Annotated in this window: 18 protein-coding genes; 15 read left to right on the plus strand and 3 right to left on the minus strand. The window is 70.6% G+C overall.

Annotated features, from left to right (window positions below):
* Nucleotides 1–32: 32 nt before the first annotated feature.
* Nucleotides 33–3,311 (minus strand): BTAD domain-containing putative transcriptional regulator, encoded by a 3,279-nt coding sequence (locus ROP_RS25290; RefSeq protein ID WP_043825298.1) that lies wholly within the window; start codon nucleotides 3,309–3,311, stop codon nucleotides 33–35.
* Between the two features lie 66 nt (nucleotides 3,312–3,377).
* Here ROP_RS25290 and ROP_RS25295 point away from each other — a divergent pair, with 66 nt between their 5' ends.
* Nucleotides 3,378–4,052: a hemerythrin domain-containing protein gene (locus tag ROP_RS25295; RefSeq protein WP_015888846.1), complete on the plus strand. Its 675-nt coding sequence runs from the start codon at nucleotides 3,378–3,380 to the stop codon at nucleotides 4,050–4,052.
* On the opposite strand, the gene ROP_RS25300 is transcribed toward ROP_RS25295, so the two are convergent.
* Nucleotides 4,025–5,518, minus strand: coding sequence for a phospholipase D-like domain-containing protein (locus ROP_RS25300; RefSeq protein ID WP_015888847.1), 1,494 nt, complete (start codon nucleotides 5,516–5,518; stop codon nucleotides 4,025–4,027). The two genes, ROP_RS25295 and ROP_RS25300, sit on opposite strands and share 28 nt — an antisense overlap.
* A 114-nt stretch (nucleotides 5,519–5,632) precedes the next feature.
* On the opposite strand from ROP_RS25300, the gene ROP_RS25305 reads away from it, so the two are divergent.
* Nucleotides 5,633–6,733, plus strand: coding sequence for a lipase family protein (locus ROP_RS25305; protein ID WP_050785127.1), 1,101 nt, complete (start codon nucleotides 5,633–5,635; stop codon nucleotides 6,731–6,733).
* On the opposite strand, the gene ROP_RS25310 is transcribed toward ROP_RS25305, so the two are convergent.
* Nucleotides 6,726–7,847 carry an NAD(P)-binding domain-containing protein gene (locus ROP_RS25310; RefSeq protein WP_193384866.1) on the minus strand — a complete coding sequence of 374 codons (1,122 nt, stop codon included), beginning with the start codon at nucleotides 7,845–7,847 and terminating at the stop codon, nucleotides 6,726–6,728. The two genes, ROP_RS25305 and ROP_RS25310, sit on opposite strands and share 8 nt — an antisense overlap.
* A 144-nt stretch (nucleotides 7,848–7,991) precedes the next feature.
* Between ROP_RS25310 and ROP_RS25315 the strand changes: the two genes are divergently transcribed.
* From ROP_RS25315 to ROP_RS25375, 13 genes are all read left to right on the plus strand, one after another.
* Nucleotides 7,992–8,723 carry an enoyl-CoA hydratase gene (locus ROP_RS25315; RefSeq protein WP_043826795.1) on the plus strand — a complete coding sequence of 244 codons (732 nt, stop codon included), beginning with the start codon at nucleotides 7,992–7,994 and terminating at the stop codon, nucleotides 8,721–8,723.
* 44 nt (nucleotides 8,724–8,767) lie between these two features.
* Nucleotides 8,768–9,883, plus strand: coding sequence for an MBL fold metallo-hydrolase (locus ROP_RS25320; protein WP_015888851.1), 1,116 nt, complete (start codon nucleotides 8,768–8,770; stop codon nucleotides 9,881–9,883).
* Between the two features lie 50 nt (nucleotides 9,884–9,933).
* Complete coding sequence (locus ROP_RS25325; protein WP_015888852.1) at nucleotides 9,934–12,384, plus strand: HAD-IC family P-type ATPase; 2,451 nt, start codon at nucleotides 9,934–9,936, stop codon at nucleotides 12,382–12,384.
* Nucleotides 12,385–12,510: 126 nt separating this feature from the next.
* Nucleotides 12,511–12,702 (plus strand): antitoxin, encoded by a 192-nt coding sequence (locus ROP_RS25330; protein ID WP_015888853.1) that lies wholly within the window; start codon nucleotides 12,511–12,513, stop codon nucleotides 12,700–12,702.
* Between the two features lie 106 nt (nucleotides 12,703–12,808).
* Nucleotides 12,809–14,425, plus strand: coding sequence for a Na+/H+ antiporter (locus tag ROP_RS25335; protein ID WP_015888854.1), 1,617 nt, complete (start codon nucleotides 12,809–12,811; stop codon nucleotides 14,423–14,425).
* A complete protein-coding gene (locus tag ROP_RS25340; RefSeq protein WP_043825301.1) occupies nucleotides 14,422–15,669 on the plus strand; it encodes a lipase family protein in 1,248 nt (415 codons plus the stop codon). Before ROP_RS25335 ends, ROP_RS25340 begins: the two co-directional genes overlap by 4 nt.
* Nucleotides 15,666–16,031 carry an MmcQ/YjbR family DNA-binding protein gene (locus ROP_RS25345; RefSeq protein WP_015888856.1) on the plus strand — a complete coding sequence of 122 codons (366 nt, stop codon included), beginning with the start codon at nucleotides 15,666–15,668 and terminating at the stop codon, nucleotides 16,029–16,031. Before ROP_RS25340 ends, ROP_RS25345 begins: the two co-directional genes overlap by 4 nt.
* Entirely contained in the window at nucleotides 16,028–17,236 is a 1,209-nt protein-coding gene (locus ROP_RS25350) for a histidine kinase (protein ID WP_015888857.1), read from the plus strand. The genes ROP_RS25345 and ROP_RS25350 overlap by 4 nt, the downstream gene beginning before the upstream one ends.
* A gap of 33 nt (nucleotides 17,237–17,269) precedes the next feature.
* Entirely contained in the window at nucleotides 17,270–18,064 is a 795-nt protein-coding gene (locus tag ROP_RS25355; protein ID WP_015888858.1) for a LytR/AlgR family response regulator transcription factor, read from the plus strand.
* Nucleotides 18,061–18,420, plus strand: a complete 360-nt coding sequence (locus ROP_RS25360) for a cofactor assembly of complex C subunit B (protein ID WP_015888859.1) — start codon at nucleotides 18,061–18,063, stop codon at nucleotides 18,418–18,420. Before ROP_RS25355 ends, ROP_RS25360 begins: the two co-directional genes overlap by 4 nt.
* Nucleotides 18,421–18,427: 7 nt before the next feature.
* Entirely contained in the window at nucleotides 18,428–20,185 is a 1,758-nt protein-coding gene (locus ROP_RS25365; protein WP_015888860.1) for a cation acetate symporter, read from the plus strand.
* A 182-nt stretch (nucleotides 20,186–20,367) separates the two neighbouring features.
* The gene (locus ROP_RS25370; protein WP_015888861.1) at nucleotides 20,368–20,730 is read left to right on the plus strand and encodes a DUF485 domain-containing protein; all 363 of its coding nucleotides are present in this window, start codon (nucleotides 20,368–20,370) and stop codon (nucleotides 20,728–20,730) included.
* Nucleotides 20,727–22,361, plus strand: coding sequence for a solute symporter family protein (locus ROP_RS25375; protein WP_015888862.1), 1,635 nt, complete (start codon nucleotides 20,727–20,729; stop codon nucleotides 22,359–22,361). The genes ROP_RS25370 and ROP_RS25375 overlap by 4 nt, the downstream gene beginning before the upstream one ends.
* Nucleotides 22,362–22,390 lie beyond the last annotated feature (29 nt).

Raw genomic sequence — 22,390 nt, forward strand, 5'->3', positions numbered from 1 at the left:
TGTTCTGTCGCCTCCGACTGTGCGCCCGGCCGCTAGTGACCGACTTGGAACTCGCTTGGGTGGGTGGTCACCCGGGTGCGGGCCGCGTCGATCCAGGCCGGACAGCCGCAGCGTTCGGCCAGCGCGAGTGCCGCGGCGTAGTGCGTGCGCGCCGCCTCGGGCCTGCCGAGTAGCACCTCGAGGTCGCCGAGGATCGTGTCGACGGGCCCGACCGCGAACGCCGCCGTGTCGCCGCCCCCGATCTGGCCGCTGTACGGGCTCAGTTCCGCGTGCACGGACGCGGCCTCGTCCCGCTCACCCAGCCCGGCGACGACGATGCCGCGCAGCGACATCATGAGGGAATGGAAGAAGTCGCGGCGGACGGGGCGGAGGTGGCTCCGCACCTGACGCGCCTGCTCCGGTTTGCCGTTGCCGAGAAGGGCGAGGGCGTGCAGATCGGCGAGCACGTCCGTCGCGGCACTGTCGACAGACGCGATGACGGCCTCGAATTCGCCGGCCCGGCCCTCGGTGAGCCGCAGCGTGAACACCGCGAGGGCGAAGACACTGTCCGCGTCGAGGCCGGCCCGGGTCATCAACTCGTGGCCGCGCTCGTAGTGGCGTTCCGCGGCGTCCAGGTCGCCGGTGAGGTGCGCGACCATCCCGCGGTTCATCTGCCGGGTCGCCTGCGCCTGCTGGAACCGGTACCGGTCCGCCAGTTCCGACTGGAGACACATGTGATGTTCGATCGCCGGGATGTCGCCGTTGCCGGACGCGATCTCGGCCAGCAGGTGGTGGCCGAGCATCGTGAACACCGGTAGCTGCGTCCGGTCGCCGATCCGGAGCAGTTCTTCGCCGATGACGTGATCGCCGAGTGTGCTGGTCGGGGAGCCGGTGCCGGCGTGGACGGCGCAGAGCACCAGCCCCAGAAGCACCGGATCGTCCAGGTCGCGGGCGAGGACCTCGGCCTCCCGGACCGCGGTCCCGGTGCGTTCGTGATCCTCCGCCCCGATCTCGTGGACGAGCGTGACCAGCAGCCGGCATCGCACCGCCGGCTCCAATATCTCGTCCCGCAGCAGGGCCTCGATCAGGTCCACGACGGCCGTGTCCACTTCGCCGTAGCGCCGGTTGATCCACGGCGTCGGGGTGTCGACGAACGCGAGCACCCGGATCGCCAGATCGGTGCGGTCTGCGTCCCGGGCGAGCTCGAGGGCCCGCTTCCGTGACCGGGCCCCGTCCAGTCCGATACCGGCGGCGAGTTGGGTGCGGCTCAGCTCGGTGAGGAGGTCGACGCGCTCGTCCACGGACGCCGCGGCGTCCGGCGGCAACCGGTCGGCCGCGCGGAGGGCGTCGTTCAGGAAGCCGATCTCCGCGTCGTGGGCGTAGCGGTCGGCGGCCTGCGCCGCGGCCGCGACGTTGTGGTCGAGGGCCTGCCGTGCGGTCGCGGCGGACAGGGCCTCGGTGAAGTGGTGGGCGAGCGCCGCGACGTCGTGGGGCCGCAACTCCTCGAGCGCCGACCCGACCCGGGCGTGCCAGCGGCTCCTGCGCAGCCGGGTGAGGTCGGAGTAGAGGGTGTCGCGGACGAGGGCGTGCGTGAAGCGGACGGTCCCGGCGCGCGGCTCGCCGAGCAGTCCGGCGATCACCCCCGATTCGAGTGCGTCGAACACGGCGTCCTCGTCGACCTCGGCGGCCCGGGTGAGGACGTCGATGTCGGATTCGCGGCCAACGACCGCGGCCAGTCGCAGGACGGACACGGTGAGTTCGGGGAGGCGGGCGATCCGCCGGCGCAGAACGTCCCGGACCCCCTCGGGCACCTCCGACGTGGCCACCAGTTCGCCCTCACTGTCCAGGAGCCGGGCGCTCTCCTGCAGGTAGAACGGATTTCCGCCGGTCCGGTCGGCGAGCGCGCGGAGGGTGCCGGGGTCGGGGTCGCGGCCCGACACGTGCCGAATCAGCTCCGCCGACTCCTCGGGTCCGAGTCCGCCGAGGCGGATGCGCGTCGGTTGCAGCGACGCGAGGTCGGCGAAACAGTTCTCCAGATTCGCGTCGATTTCGTCCGGGCGGAACGCGAGGATCAGCAGGATCGGCGACCGCTGCTGGGCGAGCCGCACGAGGATCGACAGGGTGTCCTCGTCGGCGCGGTGGACGTCGTCGAGGACGACGGCGAGCGGGCCGTGATCGCGGACGGCCCCGAGGTAGTCGGCGACCGCACGGTGCAGCAGGAACCGTCCGCTCGGGTCGTCCGGACGGGTCGCGTGCGAACGGTCGTCGGCGAGCAGGGGTGCCAGCGCGTCCGCCTCGGTGCCGGGGTCGACGGTCTCGCGCAGCGCCCGCAGGATCTCCACCCACGCCCAGGCGGGCGGGGCGCCGTCCACTTCGGGGCAGCGACCCACCGCCACCTGCCACTTCGCGCCGCGGAGGGTTCGGCGGAACCGGCGCAGGAGGGACGACTTCCCCGATCCGGCGTCGCCGCCGAGGAGGACCACGGGGGTGCCGGAATCGCTCATCAGGCCGGTGAGGGTCGCCAATTCCGCGGTGCGGCCGAGGAACCAGGGGTCCGGGGCGGTGTCGACGGGCACCGCGGCGGGAGCGGGTGCGGACGGAACGGTGCCCGTGAGGATCCGGCGTTCCAGTTCGGTCAGGCCGGGACCGGGGTCGAGGCCGAGTTCGCTCACCAGTCGGTCGCGGGCCTCGCGCAGTGCGGCCAGGGCGTCGGCCTGCCGCCCGCTGCGGTGCAACGCCAGGGCGAGCAACCGCCACCCCTCTTCCCGGAGCGGATGGTCCCGGGTGAGGGACTGCGCGTCGAGTACCGCGCCCGCGGCGTCGCCGGACGCGACGTCGGCGGCCACCACCCGTTCGCGCGCCACCACCCGCAGTTCCTCGAGCCGGGCGATCTCGGCGAGTGCCCAGTGCTCACCGGCCACCTCGGCGAACGCCGGCCCCCGCCACAGGCTCAGCGCCCGCTCCAGGTCGGCTGGCCCGGTGCCCGCGGCGGAGCGGACCAGGTTCTCGAACTCCCACGCGTCGACCGCGGACGGGGGCAGGGTGAGCGCGTACCCCGGGGCGCGGCTCACCAGGACGGTGGAGTCCGCCCGCGGCGCGCGGTGCGGCTCCAGTGCCCGTCGCAGATTCGAAATGTATGCCTGGAGTGCGCCGACGGCCCGCGCAGGGGGAGCGCCGTGCCAGAGGTCGTCGACGAGCCGATCCACCGGAACCACCTCGCCGCGCGCGACGAGCAGCAGGGCGAGCACGGCCCGCTGGCGGGGGCCGCCGAGGTCCACCGCCCCCGATTCGTCCTCCGCCTCGAGCGTCCCGAGTACTCGAATCCGCACCATCGTGCCAAGCGTAGGCACTAGTGGCCTCCAAGTGCTCTCCAAGACGCCGAACCGATCCTTGATCGCATGACGACTCCGACTGCTCACACGACCCGCCCCGACACCCGCGAGATGGTGGTGGTCCACAACTGCTTCCGCCGCCAGTTCGCCGCGCTGCCCGCGCTCGTCCGCCGGGTTCCCGCCGGCGACACCGCCCGGGCCGGGGAGGTGGTGACGTTCTTCGAGGAACTCGCCACCGCCCTCCACCACCATCATTCGAGTGAGGACGACCTCCTGTGGCCGAAACTGCTCGACCGCGCGCCCACCGACGCGGCGCTGGTGCTGCGGATGGAGGAGCAGCATGAACGCATCTCCGAACTGCTCTCGCTGGCGCGGACGCAGGGTGCCGCGTTCACGGCGGACGCGGTGGACGGCGAACCGCTGGCGAAGACGCTGACCGCACTGTCCGACGCGCTGTGCGAGCACCTCGCCGAGGAGGAGCGGCACATCCTCCCGATGGCCGAGCAGTTCATGACGCTCGCCGAGTGGCAGGAGATGGGGGACCGCGGCCGCGCGTCGATCCCCAAGGACCGGCTGCTGGTGTTCCTCGGCTTCATCCTGCAGGGGGCGACCCCGGAGGAGCGCCGAATGTTCCTGTCGGAGATGCCCTTCGCTGCCAGGATGGCGTGGTCGATCCTGGGGCGGCGGGCGTTCCGCAAGGACTACCGGCGCATCTACCGCACCGAACCGGCCGCCTTCTGACGACGGATCACCCTGCGCCGCAACCGGCCCCGACTGGTCCGCTCCCAGAAGCTCGCCGGTGTGCGTTCGGGATCCATCAGTTCGTTCTCGGCCAGCGGGCTGTCCTCGTCCTCGACCGTGTCCGGCTCGAACTTCTCCAGGGTCCGGCCACCGCCCCGCAGGGTCTCGACGGTGCGCAGGAGCGACGACGTCGCGGTCAGCGTGTCGTCGAACTGCGTGGCCGGGACGCCGAGGTGCTCGCACACGAGCTGACGGCGGATGCCCAGGATGGTCTCCCGCAGTTCGTCACCGTTCGCCGTGTCCGCGGTGACCTCGACCGCGAGATCGCATTCGGAGTCGAAGCCCATCGACCGGTTGTTGAGGTTCGACGAGCCCACTCGCAGGAGGCGGTCGTCCATCACCAGCACCTTGGCGTGGACGTAGATCGGCTCGCCGCCCGCCGTGACGGGGTAGTAGACGCCCAGCCGGTTCCCGGTGTCGGCCCGCCAGAGCAGGTGCAGCAACCGGCGGCGGGCACCGTCCATCGCCTTCTGTTCGAGCCAGCCGTCCGCGTTGCGCGGCAGCACCAGCACGATCTCCGGCCCGTCCGGTTCGCGTAGTCGCGCGGCGATCGCCTCGGCGAGGGTGCGGGACGCCAGGTACTGGCTCTCGATGTACAGCGACCGCTCGGCGCCGGCGATCGCCGCGAGATAGAGGGCCTCGATCTCCCGGACCTCGCCCCGGTCGGGCAGCTCCGGCAGGGTGCGGGCGACGCCCACGTCGACGGAACGCATCGCCGGCTCCAGCCCCTCCGGCCACGGAGTCCTGCCCGCGAGCTCGTCGACCGGACCGAGTTCCCGCCCCGTGGCCGCCTTCCACCGGGTGCGGGCGAGTTCTCCGATGGCCTTCGCCGCGTCCCCGTCGACGGCGGTCGTCGCGTCGTGCCACGGCCCGTACCGCTTGCCGTTCGGCTGCGTCCGGTAGTGGTTGCGATCCCGATGTTCGGGGGTGTCCCACCGGTCCACGGTCATGTCGATGCCGCCGCAGAACGCGAGTGCGTCGTCGATGACGACGATCTTCTGGTGGTGTGCCGAGCCGATCGGGTGGGCGGCGTCGAGTTCGAAGTGCAGGCGGCGGTCCGTCACCCAGTTGACCACGAAGATCGGCGTCATCCCGCGTCCGATCGCGGTGAACGCCCCGATGTTCCACTTGAGCAGGTAGATCTCCAGGTCCGGGCGTTCGCGCGTCAGCCAGGCCAGGAACCGGCCGAGCTGATTGGGCCCGTCGAGCGTCTTCTCGTCCGGTTCGAACTCGATCCTCGTGTCGAAGTCCCAGCCGATGAGGATGATGCGCCTGCGCGCCTGGAGCATCGCGGACTTGGCGTGCCGGAAGTAGTCCGCCGCATCGACGATGCACGCGAGTCGATCGGCGCGGGCAACCTGCCAGCAAGTGTCGCCGGGAGTCAGGATCCGGCTGTCGTCGCTCATGTCTCTTCTGCTCTCCCGGTCTCGTGCGTCCCACTTCCCCGCGAGTGGACGATTCACAGTACTGCGCCACCTCCGCGCAGCTACCGTTGAGTGGTGCGGAGGTGGTGGCGCATCGTGGCGTTGCTCGCACTGGTCAGCGTGCTGTGGGCACCAACTGTCGGTGCGGATCCTCTGCGGGCCGGATCGCGTCCCGGCACCGTCGTCGCCTCGTCCGAGTTGCCCGCCGAACTCCGGCTTCGCGGAACCGGAAGCGCGTACCGGATGACGTACCTGACCACCGACCGGCACGGCATCACCCCGTGCACTGGGATGGTGTTCGTGCCGGCCGGGGCGCCGCCCGCCGGCGGATGGCCCGTCATTGCGTGGGCGCACGGGACGGTGGGGGACTCCGACGCCGACGCACCCTCTGTGACGGGGGTCGACCCGCAATCCTCGGACTACGTGAGCAGCTGGCTGCAACTCGGCTACGCGGTGGCCGCCACCGACTACGTGGGCCTCGGCGCCCCGGGGGTGCCGCCCTACCTCGACGGGAAGGTCGCCGGCCGCAGCGTCGTCGACTCCGTCCGCGCCGCCCGGGAGATCGACGCCGACCTCTCCTCCACGTGGATGGCCGTCGGACTGTCCCAGGGCGGTCAGGCCGCGGTGTTCGCCGCACACGTCGCCACGTCGTACGCGCCGGAACTCGACTACCGCGGGGCCGTCGCCAACGGGGTGCCGTCGAACATCGAGTTGGTGTCGAACTGGAGCGGTCCCTCGTTTCCGCCGCAGGGCCTGGCCGGTCTCACCGTGTACATGTCGTACCTGATCGCCGGGGTCCGCGACGCCTACCCGGAACTGGACGTCGACAGCTATCTGACCCCGGTCGGGAAGCAGTTCGTCGACGCCGCCCCCGAGGTGCCGTTCCGGCAGTTCGCGGCCATGACCGCGAATGTGTCGGTGGCGCAGATGCTGTCGCGGGCACTCGACGTGCCCGCGCTGCAGGACGCGTTGCGCGAATACCTCGAGGTCCCGGTCGCGGGATACGACCGCCCGCTGCTGCTGGTGCAGGGGATCACCGACGCGTCGGTGCCGCTGCCGCTGACGGAGAAGCTCGTGTCCGAGATGCGCACGGCGGGTACGGATCTCGACTACCGGGTGTACTCGGGTGGTCACTTCGGCAGCATGTATCAGGCCGGACCCGACCAGGCCGCGTTCGTCGCCTCGCTGATCAGGTAGGCCGCTCGGCTCCGGCGGTCAGCCCGAGGTGGCGGGTGAGTTCGCGGACCGCGGCCTGCCCGGCCCGGTTCGCGCCGATCGTCGACGACGACGGTCCGTACCCCACGAGGTGGATCCTCGGATCCGATGCCACCTGGGTGGCCAGGCGCCCCGTCATCGTGATCCCGCCGCCCGGTCCGCGCAGCCGCAGCGGCGCGAGGTGATCGAGCGAACTCCGGAAACCCGTGCACCACAGGATCACATCGACCTTCACTTCGTGCCCGTCGGCCCAGCGGACACCGTCCGCGGTGATCTCGCTGAACATCGGTTGCCGCGCCAGCACCCCACGTTCGCGGGCGGCGCGGATCGCGGGCGTCACGGGCAGCCCCGTCACCGACACCACCGAGCCCGGCGGCAGTCCGCGGCGAACCCGGTCCTCGACCAGTGCGACGGCGGCCCGGCCGATCTCGGGTGTGAACGGCTCGTCCCGGAACTCCGGCGGGCGGCGTGTCACCCACGTGGTGGTGGTGACCCGGGAGATCTCGTCCAGCAACTGCACCGCCGAGATGCCACCGCCCACGACGAGCACGTGCTTGCCCGTGAAGTCCTGCGCCGAGGAGTAGTCCTTGGTGTGCACCTGGCGGCCGGTGAACGACTCCGCGCCGGGGTAGCGGGGAATGAAGGGGCGTTCCCACGTCCCCGTCGCGTTGATCAGGCCGCGGGCCGACACCACGCCGCAGTCGGTCTCGATCCGCAGACGCTCGCCCCGTGCGCACACCACCCGGGTGTGCACGGGGCGGTGCACCGGCAACTCGAACTGTTTCTCGTACGTCGCGAAGTACTGCGGAACCGCGCTCGACGCGTGCACCAGTGCGGCCTCGGGATCGTTCGGGTCCACCCCGACCGTCTCGGCGAAGCCCAGCCCGGGCAGGTCGTGGACCCCGTTGACGGTGCTCAGCGTCAGGGACGGCCACCGGAACTGCCACGCGCCGCCGGGCCCCGGCGCATGATCGAGCACCACGAAACCGGATTCCGGCTCCACCCCGAACCTGCGCAGATAGTAGGCGGCGGACAGCCCCGCCTGCCCCGCGCCGATCACGGCGACGTCCACATCCATGTCCACAGCACTGTTCATGTCGGTCCTCACCTCCACCTTCACAACTCCCGGAGAGCCTCGTGTGTTCCGTCCGATTTCGCTGTGGTTGGCTGACGGACGCCCAGTCGGGTGGGCAGCGGAGAATTGGTCAGTGGACAGCAATCACGAAGAAAGCGAGTGGACATGATCGGGACGAGTCGTGACGGCGACGTCTTCACCCTCGAACTGCAACGACCCGACCGTCGCAATGCGTTGAACACCGAGATCTGCGACCTGCTGCGCGAGGAGACGGAGAAGTCCGTCACCGACGGCGCGCGGGTGATCGTCCTCACAGGACAGGGCAGTGCATTCTGCGCGGGCGCCGACCTCTCGGGCGACGTGTACGCCGACGGGTTCACCGACACCCTGCTCGAGATGCTGCACACCATCGACTCGGTCCCCGTCCCGGTCATCGCCGCGATCAACGGCCCCGCGATCGGTGCGGGCAGTCAGCTGGCGCTCGCCGCGGACCTGCGGGTGGTCGCGCCCGAGGCCCGCTTCGCCATCCCCGCCGCCAAGCTCGGGATCTCCGTGGACCGGTGGACCGTGCACCGGCTGGCCGCCCTGATCGGCGGCGGACCGGCACGAACGATCCTGCTCGGCGCGGAAGAGGTCGGGGCCGACGAGGCGCTCGCGCACGGCCTCGCCAACAAGCGCGGCGACCTCGCCGTCGCGCAGCAGTGGGCGCACTCGATCGCGCGCCTCGCGCCACTGTCGCTGCAACACCTCAAGATGGTGCTCAACGACGACGGCACCCAGAGCCCGCCGCCGCCCGAGCAGCTCGCGGCGCTGCACGCGGCGTGGAAGAGCTACGACGCGCAGGAAGCGCGGGCCGCCCGCGCCGAGAAGCGTCCCCCGGTGTTCCGCGGTCAGTAGCCGTCGGCCGCACCTTTCCCGCACTCGTGGTTACAGTTGTCGGGGTGAAAGCGAAGAACGCCGTGACGACTGTTCTGGCCACCGCCGCCCTCGGGTGGCTGACGCGCGCCGCGTGGGGGCTCCCGTCCCAGATCGGCGCGTCGCGCGCCAAGGTGCGTCCGTACGCCGCGACGTCGCCGCGGTACCGCAACCGTCAGTTCCACAACACCGATCCGAGCAGCATGATGCTGCCCGGTTCGGAGACCGGGATCCTCAAGGCGCTGATCACGCGGGGCAAGGCGGGACGCCCGCGCAGGCCGATCCCGCTCGCGACGCCCCTCGCGCCCGTCGAGGCCGCCGACGTCGCCGTCACCTGGTACGGCCATTCGAGTGTGCTCGTCGAGGTCGACGGCTACCGGGTGCTGGCCGACCCGGTGTGGAGCCGCCGGGTGTCGCCGTCCGCGCTTCTCGGTCCGTCCCGCATGCACCCGACCCCCGTGCCGCTGGCCGACCTGCCCGTCCTGGACGCCATCGTCATCTCGCACGACCACTACGACCACCTCGACATGGCCACCGTGCAGCAACTCGCCGCCACCCAGAAGGCGCCGTTCGTGGTTCCGGTCGGCCTCGGCGCGCACCTGCGTCACTGGCGGGTGCCGGAGGAGCGGATCGTGGAACTCGACTGGGACGAGTCGACGACCCTCGGCGAACTCACGCTCACGTGCACCGAGGCCCGGCACTTCTCCGGCCGGGGCCTGGTGCGCAACACCACCCAGTGGGCGTCGTGGGTGCTCGCCGGTCCGAGCCGGAAGGTGTTCTTCGGCGGCGACAGCGGGTACACGCCGCGGTTCGCCGAATTGGGCCGCCGCTACGGTCCGTTCGATCTCACGCTGCTGCCCGTCGGCGCCTACGACACCCGGTGGGCGGACATCCACATGAACCCCGAGGAGGCGGTGCAGACGCACGCCGACCTCAACGCCGGCGACGCCGGCCGCGGACTGCTGGTGCCGGTGCACTGGGCCACGTTCAACCTCGCGTTCCACACGTGGTCCGAGCCGATCGTCCGGCTGCTCGCGGCCGCGCAGGAGGCGGGCACCCCGGTGGCCGTGCCGATGCCCGGACAGCGGGTCGACGCACTGAAGCCGGCCGCGCAAACCCCGTGGTGGACCGCACTCGGCTGAACCCGGCGCGCATCCCCTCGGAGCCGAGCCCCGTTGCGTAGCCTTTGACCATGGCATACGACGAAACGGGCACCGACAGCGTGGCAGTCGTCGCGGTGGAGGGACTGACGGCCGCCCAGGTGGCGGAGCGGGTGGCGGCGGGTAAGACCAACGACGTCCCGGATCGGGCCAGCCGGTCGGTGCGCGACATCGTGCGCGCCAACGTGTTCACCCGGATCAACGCGATCCTCGGGGTACTGCTGCTCATCGTGCTGGCCACCGGTTCGATCATCGACGGGATGTTCGGTCTGCTGATCATCGCCAACAGCGGCATCGGCATCATCCAGGAAGTGCGGGCCAAGCGGACCCTCGACAAGCTGGCGATCGTCAGCCAGACCAAACCGGTGGTGCGCCGCGACGGCGTCGCGGTCGCGATGGCACCCCGGGAGGTCGTGCTCGACGACATCATCGAACTCGGCGCCGGCGATCAGATCGTCGTCGACGGGGTCGTGGTGGAGGCGGCGTCCCTCGACGTCGACGAGTCCCTCCTCACCGGTGAGGCCGACCCCGTGCACAAGGACGTCGGTCAGCAGGTGCTGTCGGGAAGTTTCGTCGCGTCGGGCAGCGGCTGTTACCGGGCCACGAAGGTCGGCAGCGACGCGTACGCCGCGAAACTCGCGGACGAGGCCAGCAAGTTCACGCTCGTGCACTCGGAGTTGCGCAGCGGCATCGACAAGATCCTGAAATTCATCACGTACCTGATGATTCCGGCGGGACTGCTGATCATCTACAACCAGCTGTTCTCCAGCGGCGAATCGATCCGGCCGGCGCTGAGCGGGATGGTGGCCGCGCTGGTCCCGATGGTGCCCGAGGGTCTGGTGCTGATGACGTCGATCGCGTTCGCGGTCGGGGTGGTCCGGCTCGGTCAGCGGCAATGTCTCGTGCAGGAACTGCCCGCCATCGAGGGTCTGGCCCGCGTCGACGTGGTGTGCGCCGACAAGACCGGAACCCTCACCGAGAACGGCATGCGGCTGTCCGAACTGCGCTGCGCCGACCCGTCCGACGCCGAACCGTCCCGGGCGGCACTCGCCGCGATGGCGGCGTCCGATCCGCGGCCGAACGCCAGCGTCCTCGCGATCAAGGAGGCGTTTCCCGACGCCCCCGACTGGGGCGACGCGACCGCGGAGGCCCCGTTCTCCTCGGCGAAGAAGTGGAGCGGCCAGTCGTACGGCACCCACGGCAACTGGGTCCTCGGCGCACCGGACGTCCTGCTCGACCCCGGCAGCGACATGGCCCGGCAGGCCGAGGACGCCGGCTCCTCGGGACTGCGGGTGCTCCTGCTCGGCAGCTGCGACGTCCCGGTCGGCCACCCCGCGGCGCCGGGCGTGATCACACCGCGCGCGCTGGTGATCCTGGAACAGCGCGTGCGCCCCGACGCCCGCGACACCCTCGAATACTTCGCGAGCCAGAACGTCACCGTGAAGGTCATCTCCGGTGACAACGCCGTGTCGGTCGGCGCGGTGGCCGGATCCCTCGGGCTGCCCGGCGGCGACCGTCCCGTCGACGCCCGCGAACTGCCCGCCGACCGCGACGCCCTCGCCGAGACCCTGGAGACGTCCACCACGTTCGGCCGGGTGCGCCCCGACCAGAAGCGGGAGATGGTGGGGGCGCTGCAATCTCGCGGTCACACCGTCGCGATGACGGGCGACGGCGTCAACGACGTGCTGGCCCTCAAGGACGCCGACATCGGCGTGTCGATGGGCTCCGGCAGCCCCGCTACCCGCGCGGTCGCGCAGATCGTGTTGCTGGACAACAAGTTCGCGACCCTGCCGTACGTGGTGGGCGAGGGTCGCCGGGTGATCGGCAACATCGAACGCGTCTCGAACCTGTTCCTCACCAAGACCGTGTACTCGGTGTTGCTGGCGTTCCTGATCGGACTCACCGGTGTGCTGTCGCAGATCTTCCATTTCGAGCCGGTGCCGTATCCGTTCCTGCCGCGGCACGTGACGATCGCCGCCTGGTTCACCATCGGCATTCCCGCGTTCATCCTGTCGCTGGCCCCGAACAACGAACGGGCGCGCTCCGGGTTCGTGCCGCGGGTGATGCGTCTCGCCGTGCCGTCGGGTGTGATCATCGGTGTCACGACGTTCATTTCGTACCTTCTCGTGTACGCGGGCCCGGATCAGACGGAGACGCAGAAGATTCAGGCCGGGACGTCGGCGCTCATCACCCTCATCATGATCGCCCTGTGGGTGCTGGCCGTGGTCGCGCGGCCGTACGTGTGGTGGAAGCTGGTGCTGATCTTCGGATCCGTAGCGGGATACCTCATCCTGTTCGCGTTGCCGTTCACGCGGGAGTTCTTCAAACTCGATCCGACCAACATCGGCGCCACCACCTCCGCTCTCGTGTGCGGGCTCGTGGGCGTGGTTCTCGTCGAAATCGGATGGTGGGTCACGGGCCGGTTGCACGGTGAGCACCGCCGGCTCTTCGCGGCGCCGGAAGACCTTCCGGGCGTGCACTGACCGGAGTACCGCTCGCGACGATCCGAACGGTTGGCGTCGCCGAGTCAATGCTGTGAGACTGGGTGCACGGCGGGTGATCGAACTCGCGCGGACAGTGCGTGCGCATGCACCGGAGGAGGAAGAACGATGAGTTTCGTCGATACACTGAAGGGCCTGCTGGGCAAGGGAAAGGAAGCCGCTTCGCAGAACGCGGACAAGGTTCACGGCGCCATCGACAAGGCTGCCGACGTCGCGGACAGCAAGACCGGGGGCAAGTACAGCGACAAGATCGACAAGGCCGCCGACGCGGCGAAGAAGGCCGTTCCCCCGAAGGAGTGAACCCTTCCCGGACACACCCGTGCGGGCCCCGGTTCTCGGACCGGGGCCCGCACGGGTCTTCGGGGATGACCCGCGCGTCGCGGGCGGGCGCGGCAGAATCGGTGTCGTGAACGCCGTCCTCGTGCTCCTCGTCATCATCGCGGCCATCGCCGTGACGAGTTTCGCGAAGCGCCGCGACCTGCAGGCGCCACTCGTCCTCGTGACCATCGGGTCGGTGGCGTCGTTCATTCCCGGGATGCCGCGGCTCGAACTGGACCCGGAGGCCATCCTCGGGGTGGTGCTGCCGCCGCTGCTGTACTCCGCGGCACTCAAGTTCTCGGTGGCCACGTTCCGGCGCCACCTCGCACCGATTCTGCGGCTGGGGATCTTCACCGTCCTGGCGACCGCGGTCGGGGTGGCCTTCTTCGCCAACTGGCTGGTCCCCGAACTCACGCTCGGCGCCGCGCTGGTCCTCGGCTCCGTGGTCGCGCCGACGGACGCGGTCAGCGCCGTCGCCGTCGGCCGCAGGCTCGGGCTGCCGAACCGGGTGATCGCCATCCTCACCGGTGAGGGGCTCGTCAACGACGCCACCGCACTGACCCTGTTCGCGGTCGCCGTCTCCGCCGTCGTCGGAACGAAGGTCCCCGTCCATCCCGTGGTGTTCTTCGCCTACGAGGTCGTCGCCGGGGTGCTGATCGGGCTGATCCTCGCGAAGATCGTCGAGTGGGTGCGTCACCGCATGTACGACTCGCCGCTGGAAACGGTGCTGGGGCTGATGCTCCCGTTCGCCGCGTACCTCGCGGCCGAGGAGGTGCACGCGTCCGGGGTGCTGTCCGTCGTCGCCGCGGGGTTCCTGATGGGGCACAAGGCCACCGACGCCTCCGTGGCCACCCGAATCCAGGAGCGGTCGCTGTGGGAGAGCGTCGACCTCCTGCTCGAGATGTTCGTGTTCGCCTACATGGGACTGCAACTGAGGTTCGTCATCGACGACGTCCGCGACCAGGGCCTGCCGGTGCATCACATCTTCTTCTACGGCTTCGCGGTCCTCGCCGTGGTCATGGCGATCCGCCCGGCGTGGATCCTGCTGCACTGGCTCCGCCGCCGCGTCGGGCTGGCGATCAGGGCGCCGGGCGGGTCGGTGGAACTCGGGTGGCGGGAGAGCGTCGTCGTGTCCTGGGCGGGAATGCGCGGGGTGGTCACGCTCGCCGCCGCGTCCGGTGTGCCCGTGGTGATCGCGAGCGGACAGCCGTTCCCGGGGCGCGAGGTGATCCAGGCGATCGCGTTCGTCGTGGCCGTCGGCACCCTGCTGATCCAGGGCGCCACCATGCCGCTGCTGATCCGGACCCTCGATCTGGCGGATCCCGACGAACGCAGGCGCGAGGAGGAACAGGTGACGCTGGCCCGCGCGATCTCCCGCGACGCGGGCGAACGGGCGCTCGTCGAATTCGCCGCGAACCCGCCCGCGGAAGTCGACCGCGCGGAGGTCGCCGACATCCTCGACCGGGTGCGGCGGTCGATGCGGGCCAGACTGCAGGCCGAGGAGGCGGAGGACGCCGCCGAGAAGCAACGGGCAGGCGCACTGTTCGACCACTACCGCCGCGCCGCCCTGCGCGCGCAGCGGGAGGCGCTCATCGCCGCCCGCGATGCGGGCACACTCGACGACGAAGTGATGCGTAGCGTGTTGGAAGGCCTCGATGTGGAGGAGGCCGCAGCCGAGGAGCGGGTGCGGAGACGTCGCGAATGAGGTGCGAGGTGGCTGTGCGTCCGGTGCGAACCGCCGTGGTCGCGCTGGCCGGTGCCCTGGCGCTGACCGCCTGCGCCACCGATGCGGCGTCCCCGAGTCCGCCGCCCACCACGTCGGTGGCGGCGCCCTCCGTCCCGCCCGTTTCCCCGGCGCCGACGGGGGATCAGCGGGGCGCGCTGATCAGCCAGGCACCCGTCCCCGGCACCGACCCGGCGATCACCGCCCTCGGCGCCACGGCGACCCGCGTCGTCTACCGGTCGACGTCCGGCGTCGACGGCGGCGGTTCGGAGGTGGTGGGCACGGTCTTCACTCCCGGCGGCCCCGCGCCGGACGGCGGCAGGCCTGTCGTGACGGTCGGGCACGGCACCACGGGCGTCACCGACGAATGCGCCCCCTCGTCCTCGCCGACGCTGCTGGGCACCACGAACCTCGTCCGGCCGCTGCTGCAGCGGGGGTACGTCGTGACCGTCACCGACTATCAGGGGCTCGGCACCGACGGCCCGCACCCCTACCTCGAACCGGACACCGCCGCCTACGACCTCATCGACGCGGTCCGGGCGGCGCGCCACGTGGTGCCGGACGCGTCGACACGCTGGGCGGCGATCGGAGTGTCGCAGGGCGGGCAGGCGTCGTGGTCCGCGGCCGAGCACGCCGACGACTACGGCGACGGCCTGGAGTTCGCCGGCGCGGCGAACCTGTCACCCGCGGCCGACCTGTCGGGGATCGTCGCCGACGGGACCGTCGCACCACTGTCGTTGCCGCAGAAGATGTTCCTGCCGTACCTCCTCGAGGGATTGAAGGTGATCCACCCCGAGCTGAACCCGGACGACTACATGCGCGGCGCCCTCGCCGCCACCCCCGACGTCACGCTGTCGTGCGTCGCCGCGAAACTCCAGGAGAAGTGGACGGTGGCAACCCAGCTCACCCCGGCCGACACGGGACCGCGGACGGCGGCCGACGCCGACCGCATGCGAGGGTGGCTGCAGGACATCGCGCTGCCGCAGTCCGGTGCGGGCGGACCGATGCTCGTCGTGGTGGGGGATCGGGACAACCTCATTCTGCCGCAATGGACTTCGCAGGCCGTCGCCAGCGCGTGCGCGCTCGGCGACGTCGTCGAGTTCGACACGAGGCCCGGAGAGGGCCACGCGGACGGGCGGTCCGTCCCCGGGGCGGTGCAGTGGATCGCCGACCGCTTCGCCGGCGTGCCCGCACCGGACACCTGCGCCGAGGGGGGAACCCCGTGAAGAAGGCGGATCTCGAACGGCTGCGGGCGCTGTGCCTCGTACTGCCCGAGGCGACCGAGCGGGTCAGTCACGGCGAACCCGCGTGGTTCGTCCGCAAGGCGCCGCAGTTCGCGACCCTCGCCGACCGTCACCACGACGACCGGGTGTCGTTCTGGGCCGCGGCCCCGCCGGGAGCGCAACAGGATTGGGTGTACCGCGACCCCGGCAGGTTCTTCGTCCCGCCGTACGTCGGGGGCCGCGGGTGGATCGGGGTGTACCTCGACGTGCCGCAGGACTGGGACGACGTCGCCGACATCGTCGAGGACGCGTACCGCACGGTCGCCCCGAAGACCCTGATCGCCCGACTGGACGCCGGCGAATGACGGGATCCGTTGTCGCCGTGGTGGCGTTGCTCGTCCTCGTTCCTCTCGTCACGTTCACCGCCGTGTGGCTGCGCGCCCGGCGGGAGTTGACGACACCCACCGAGCGGGCCGTCCACACGACCCTCCACACCGCGTCACTGGCGGCGCGCCCGTTGCGGCGGGGGCTCGACGAGACGTCCGCGGACGAGGCCGCGCCGCATCTGCGTCAGTTGACCGGCGCGCAGGCGCTGGGCGTCTTCGACGCCGCCGGCGACCTGCTCGCGTGGAGCGGACCGCACGAGGCCATGACCGAACAACTGCGTGACGCGGCCGCCCGCGCGGTCGACGGGGAACGCCGGGTGCTCGTCGCCTACGGCGGCCTCGTCCGGGGCGCGGGCGACAACGCGGTCCGGGCGCTGATCGCGCAGCCGCTGCTCATCGAGGCCACCGGGGTGGTCGGCGTGCTCGGCATCGTCACCACCGAAGACCCCGGACCGGGCATGCTCGGCGCAGTCACCGAGGTCGCCCGGTACGCGTGCAGCCAGATCGAACTCGCCGACCTCGACGCGTCCCGCGCCCGCCTCGACCGTGCCGAGGTGCGGGCGCTGCGCGCGCAGATCAGCCCCCACTTCATCTACAACGCGCTGAACACGGTGGCGTCGTTCGTCCGCACCGACCCCGGCCGCGCCCGGGAACTGATCCTCGAATTCGCCGACTTCACCCGGTACTCGTTCCGGTCGGCGGGGGAGTTCACCCTGCTGGCCGACGAACTGCGCAACATCGACCGGTACCTCACGCTCGAACGCGCCCGGTTCGGCGACGCCCTCGCCGTGAAATTGCAGGTGGCCCCGGAGGTGCTGAACGTGGTGCTGCCGTTCCTCGCCCTGCAACCGCTGGTCGAGAACGCCGTGCGGCACGGCATCGCCGCCAAACCGGACGGCGGCACCGTCAGCATCGTCGCCGCCGACGAGGGCACCGACTGCGTGATCAGCGTCGAGGACGACGGGGTCGGCATGGACCCGGAACTGTTGCGGTCGGGGTCGCTGGACTCGGTGGCCGAGTCGTCCGGCGTCAAGGAGGCGGCGCACGTCGGGCTCGCCAACGTCGACGACCGCCTGCGCGCCGCGTTCGGCAACGACTACGGACTGGTGGTGGAGACCGCGCCCGGCGCGGGCACCAAGGTGAGCATGCGCGTCCCGAAGTTCCGGCGGGGGATCACGACGTGAACGCGAAGCGTCCGTGCGAAAATTGCTGTCGTTGTGAACCACACTGACGACAGGTCTCCGGACGCACCCCTCACCGTGCTGGCCGTCGACGACGAGAAACCCGCCCTCGACGAGCTGGCGTTCCTGCTGCGCGCCCAGGACGCGGTCGGGGAGATCCGAACCGCCGGCGACGCCACCACGGCGCTGCGCATCCTCCGGGACGGCGACGTCGACGCCGTCTTCCTCGACATCAACATGCCCGGACTCGACGGCCTCGAGCTGGCCGGGATCCTCGCGAACTTCGCGTCCCCGCCGCAGGTGGTGTTCGTGACCGCCCACGACGACCGGGCCGTCGCCGCATTCGACCTCGGCGCCGTGGACTATCTCCTCAAACCGCTGCGCGAGGAGCGGCTCGCGGAGTCGGTGCGCCGCATCGTCGAGGGGCGGCGCAGGCGCCTCGACGCCGGGCCGCCCGCCTCCACCGACGAGGTCATCCCCGTCGAACTCGGCGGCATCACCACCCTCGTGCACCGATCCTCCGTCGAATGGGTCGAAGCGGACGGCGACTACGCGCGCCTGCACACCGCGGACGGCTCCCACCTCGTCCGCATCCCCATCTCGGCGCTGGAGACGCGGTGGGCGGACGCCGGGTTCCTGCGGGTGCACCGCTCGTACCTCGTCGCGCTGCCGCGGGTCACCGGGATCCGGACCGTCGGGACCGGACTGGTCGTGTGCCTCCGCGCCCACGGCGACCATCCGCCCGTCGAACTGCCGGTCAGCCGCAGGCACACCCGGATGCTCAAGGACCGGCTGGTCCGGGCGCCGAAACAGACGTGGACGGCGCGATGAGCTCGCCCGAGCGGGTGCGGGTCGTCCTCGCTCGGCGGCGCGGCGCGCGCATCGTCCGCACCCGCGTCGAAGTGCAGGAACAGACCGCGGTCGGGGACGCGATGATCCGCGGACTCGTCCGCACCCAACTCGTGCTCGCGATCCGGCTGGCGCTCCTCGCGGCGTGCCTGCTGTGCGCGGTGCCGCTCGTGATGTTCCTGTTCCCGGCGTTGTCGAACGTGTCGGTGCTCGGAATCCGGCTGCCGTGGGTGGTCCTCGGGGCACTCGTGTACCCGGTGCTGCTGACCACCGGCTGGATCTACGTGCGGCAGGCCGAGCGCAACGAGCAGGAATTCACCGACCTGGTGGACGACTGAGCGTCCCGTGCCCACCGACCAACCCGTTCCCTGGCTGACCCTGGCCGGGCTCGCCGCCGCCGCGGTCGCGACGGTGGCCATCGGCATCTACGGAGTGCGGTTGGCGCGCACCACCTCCGACTTCCTCGTCGCGTCCCGCAGCGTCGGGCCGCGGTGGAACGCCGCCGCCATCTCCGGCGAGTACCTTTCCGCCGCATCCTTTCTCGGTGTCGCGGGCCTCATCGCGAAATACGGTGCGGACGCCCTCTGGTACCCGATCGGGTTCACCGCCGGCTACCTCGGGCTGCTGCTGTTCGTCGCCGCACCGCTGCGCCGGTCCGGCGCCTACACGGTGCCCGACTTCGCCGAGTTCCGGCTCGGGTCCCGCCGGCTCCGCACCCTTGCCATGCTCGTCGTCGCCGCCGTCTGCGCCCTGTACCTCGTCCCGCAACTCCAGGGCGCAGGACTGACCCTGAACATCCTGCTCGGCGTGCCCAGCTGGGTCGGGGCCGTCGTCGTCGGGCTCATCGTCATCGCCAACGTCGTCGGCGGCGGCATGCGGTCGATCACGTTCGTCCAGGCCTTCCAGTACTGGCTGAAACTCACCGCGGTCGCGATCCCGGCTCTGGCGCTGTCGGTGTACTTCTTCGGCGATCACCACGAACTGGGCGCCGCCGCGCCACCCACCGTCGGCGAGCAGACCACCGTCGACATCACCACCGACGTCGTCGTGCAGGTGTCCGAACCGGTGACCGTCGGCGGGTCGGGGACCATCGACGGCGCCCCCGCGACCGGTGACATTCGGCTCGAACCGGGCGAACACCACCTCGGCGCGGGCACCACGATGACCCTGGAAGCCGGGGCACCCGTTCCCGTGGTCGCGGGCGCACCCGCCGACAACTCCGACTGGATCGCCCCCGGCTGGGGATTCGGCGGCGAACACCCCATGTACCAGGTGTACTCGCTGATCCTCGCCACCTTCCTCGGCACCCTCGGGCTGCCGCACGTGCTGGTCCGGTTCTACACCAACCCCGACGGCCGGGCCGCCCGGCTGACGTCGCTCGCGGTGGTCGGGCTGCTCGGCGTGTTCTACCTGTTCCCGACGCTGCTCGGGGTGTTCGCGCGGCTGTACGTGCCGCAACTGCTCATCACGGGCACGTCCGACGCCGCGGTCCTGCTGCTGCCCGGCTCCGTCTTCTCCGGGTGGGCCGGGCAACTCCTCGCCGCGCTGGTCGCGTCCGGGGCGATCGCCGCGTTCCTGTCCACGTCGTCCGGCCTGCTCGTCAGCATCGCCGGGGTACTGAGCACCGACGTCCTGCGCGGCCGGATCCGGGACTTCCGGATCGCCGCCGTCCTCGCCGGTGCGGTGCCGCTGGCGCTGTCGCTGGCGGTGACGTCGCTGGACCTGTCGCGCACGGTGGGGCTGGTGTTCGCGGTCGCGGCGTCGACCCTCTGCCCGCTGCTCGTGCTCGGCATCTGGTGGCGCGGACTCACCGCGGCCGGCGCCGGCGCCGGCATGGTGGCGGGCGGACTCGTCGCCGGATGCGCGGCCGGGGTGTCGGTGTTCGGGGGCCTCACCGTCGACGCCTGGAACGGCTGGCCCGCCGCGATGGTCGCGTACCCGGCGGCGGTCAGCGTCCCCCTGGCCTTCGTCACGATGGTGCTGGTCAGCAAGGCGACGAAGCGTCAGATCCCCGCCGACCTCAGCCGGATCTTCACCCGCATGCACGCCCCCGAGCGGCTCGATGTGGGCTCCGACCGCGAGGGGGAGCTCCGCTCCCCGTGAGCCTTTTTGGTAGCTGTGGCAACCAGAAAGGCGCACAGGGCGGAGCCGCTTGTCGCGGTCGGGTGACCGTTCGCCGCACAGTCCGGCAGCTCGCCGTGTGACAGCCGCCACAGCCTGTTTCTGTGACTCACCTCTCACTAACGTCGGCAATCAGTTCACTTCACACGACCAAGGAGTCTGCAGTGACCACAGCCGACCTCAGTGAGGGCGCACCGCAGAAGCGGCGCGCCCCTGATGCGCAAGCCTTCGTAGACATGCAGGCGAGCCCGGAGTTCCAGGAGTTGCGACACCGCCTGCGCAGTTTCGTCTTCCCGATGACGGCATTCTTCCTCGCCTGGTACGCGGCCTACGTCCTGCTCGCCACATACGCCCCCGAGTTCATGGCCACCAAGGTGATCGGCAACGTCAACCTGGGCATCATCCTCGGTCTCGGCCAGTTCGTGACCACGTTCGTGATCACTGCGCTGTACGTCAAGTTCGCCAACCGGGAACTCGATCCCCGCTCCGCCGCGATCCGCGAAGAGCTGGAAGGACCGCTCCAGTGACCACCACACTCGCCGCAGCCACCGACGTCGGCAACCCGCTCCTCAACATCGCCATCTTCGTGGCGTTCGTCGTGATCACCATGACCATCGTGATCCGTGCGAGCCGTACCACCAAGAAGGCCTCCGACTTCTACACCGGCGGCGGCCAGTTCTCCGGACCGCAGAACGGTTTCGCCATCGCGGGCGACTACCTGTCGGCGGCGTCGTTCCTCGGCATCGCCGGCGCCATCGCGGTGTACGGCTACGACGGCTTCCTGTACTCCGTCGGCTTCCTCGTCGCCTGGCTGGTGGCGCTGCTGCTGGTCGCGGAACTGCTGCGCAACACCGGCCGGTTCACGATGGCGGACGTGCTGAGCTTCCGGCTGAAGCAGCGTCCCGTGCGGATGGCGGCGGCGCTGTCCACGCTGGTGGTCTCGCTGTTCTATCTGCTCGCACAGATGGCCGGCGCGGGCGGGCTCGTCGCGCTGCTGCTGAACATCGACGGCAAGGTCGGTCAGGGCGTCGTGGTCGCCGTCGTCGGGGTGCTGATGATCGTCTACGTCCTCGTGGGCGGCATGAAGGGCACGACGTACGTGCAGATGGTCAAGGCGGTGCTGCTGGTCGCGGGCGCAGGCGTCATGTTCTTCCTCGTCCTGTTCGCGGTGCGCGGCAACTTCTCCCAGCTGCTCGCCGGCGCGCAGGCGACGGTCGCCGGCTCGACGAACGAGGCGATCGCCGGCCGCGACATCCTGGCTCCCGGCGCCAAGTACGGCATCAGCGCGATGAGCAAGCTCGACTTCATCTCGCTCGGCATCGCACTGGTCCTCGGCACCGCGGGCCTGCCGCACGTGCTGATGCGGTTCTACACCGTCCCCACCGCCAAGGAAGCCCGCCGCTCGGTGACCTGGGCGATCGGACTGATCGGCGCGTTCTACCTGTTCACGCTCGTCCTCGGCTACGGCGCCGCCAAGATGGTCGGCCCCGACGTCATCCTCGCCGCACCCGGCAAGGAGAACGCGGCGGCACCGCTGCTCGCGTTCGAACTGGGCGGCACCATCTTCCTGGCGATCATCTCCGCGGTGGCGTTCGCGACCATCCTCGCAGTGGTGGCGGGGCTGGCGATCACGGCGTCGGCGTCGTTCGCCCACGACATCTACGCCAGCGTCATCAAGCGCGGACATGCGTCGGAGGAGTCCCAGGTGCGGGTCTCCCGGATCACGGTCGTGGTGATCGGCCTCGTGTCGATCGTCCTCGGCATCCTCGCCATGGGCCAGAACATCGCCTTCCTGGTGGCGCTCGCCTTCGCGGTGGCCGCGTCGGCGAACCTGCCGACGCTGCTGTACTCGCTGTTCTGGAAGAAGTTCAACACGACCGGCGCCCTGTTCAGCATCTACGGCGGCCTGATCAGCTGCCTCCTGCTGATCGTGTTCTCCCCGGCCGTGTCCGGTAAGCCGTCGTCGATGTTCCCGAACGCCGACTTCGACTTCTTCCCACTCGCCAACCCGGGCATCGTCTCCATCCCGCTGGCGTTCGTGCTCGGCATCGCCGGCACCTACCTCGGTCGCGGCAAGGCGGAGGATCCGGCGAAGCAGGCCGAGATGGAGGTCCGCTCGCTCACCGGTGTCGGTGTGGAGAAGGCCGTGTCGCACTAATGCCTTCGGCCTGTGAGTACTTGTCAACC

The organism is Rhodococcus opacus B4 (genome assembly GCF_000010805.1).
Classification (GTDB): Bacteria; Actinomycetota; Actinomycetes; order Mycobacteriales; family Mycobacteriaceae; genus Rhodococcus_F; species Rhodococcus_F opacus_C.

Excerpts from the sequence above, each read along its gene's own strand:
- ROP_RS25290 (WP_043825298.1), bottom strand. The coding sequence starts at position 3,311 with ATGGTGCGGATTCGAGTACTCGGGACGCTCGAGGCGGAGGACGAATCG.
- ROP_RS25325 (WP_015888852.1), top strand. The coding sequence starts at position 9,934 with ATGGCATACGACGAAACGGGCACCGACAGCGTGGCAGTCGTCGCGGTG.
- ROP_RS25350 (WP_015888857.1), top strand. The coding sequence starts at position 16,028 with ATGACGGGATCCGTTGTCGCCGTGGTGGCGTTGCTCGTCCTCGTTCCT.
- ROP_RS25360 (WP_015888859.1), top strand. The coding sequence starts at position 18,061 with ATGAGCTCGCCCGAGCGGGTGCGGGTCGTCCTCGCTCGGCGGCGCGGC.
- ROP_RS25300 (WP_015888847.1), bottom strand. The coding sequence starts at position 5,518 with ATGAGCGACGACAGCCGGATCCTGACTCCCGGCGACACTTGCTGGCAG.
- ROP_RS25310 (WP_193384866.1), bottom strand. The coding sequence starts at position 7,847 with ATGAACAGTGCTGTGGACATGGATGTGGACGTCGCCGTGATCGGCGCG.
- ROP_RS25295 (WP_015888846.1), top strand. The coding sequence starts at position 3,378 with ATGACGACTCCGACTGCTCACACGACCCGCCCCGACACCCGCGAGATG.
- ROP_RS25330 (WP_015888853.1), top strand. The coding sequence starts at position 12,511 with ATGAGTTTCGTCGATACACTGAAGGGCCTGCTGGGCAAGGGAAAGGAA.
- ROP_RS25340 (WP_043825301.1), top strand. The coding sequence starts at position 14,422 with ATGAGGTGCGAGGTGGCTGTGCGTCCGGTGCGAACCGCCGTGGTCGCG.
- ROP_RS25315 (WP_043826795.1), top strand. The coding sequence starts at position 7,992 with ATGATCGGGACGAGTCGTGACGGCGACGTCTTCACCCTCGAACTGCAA.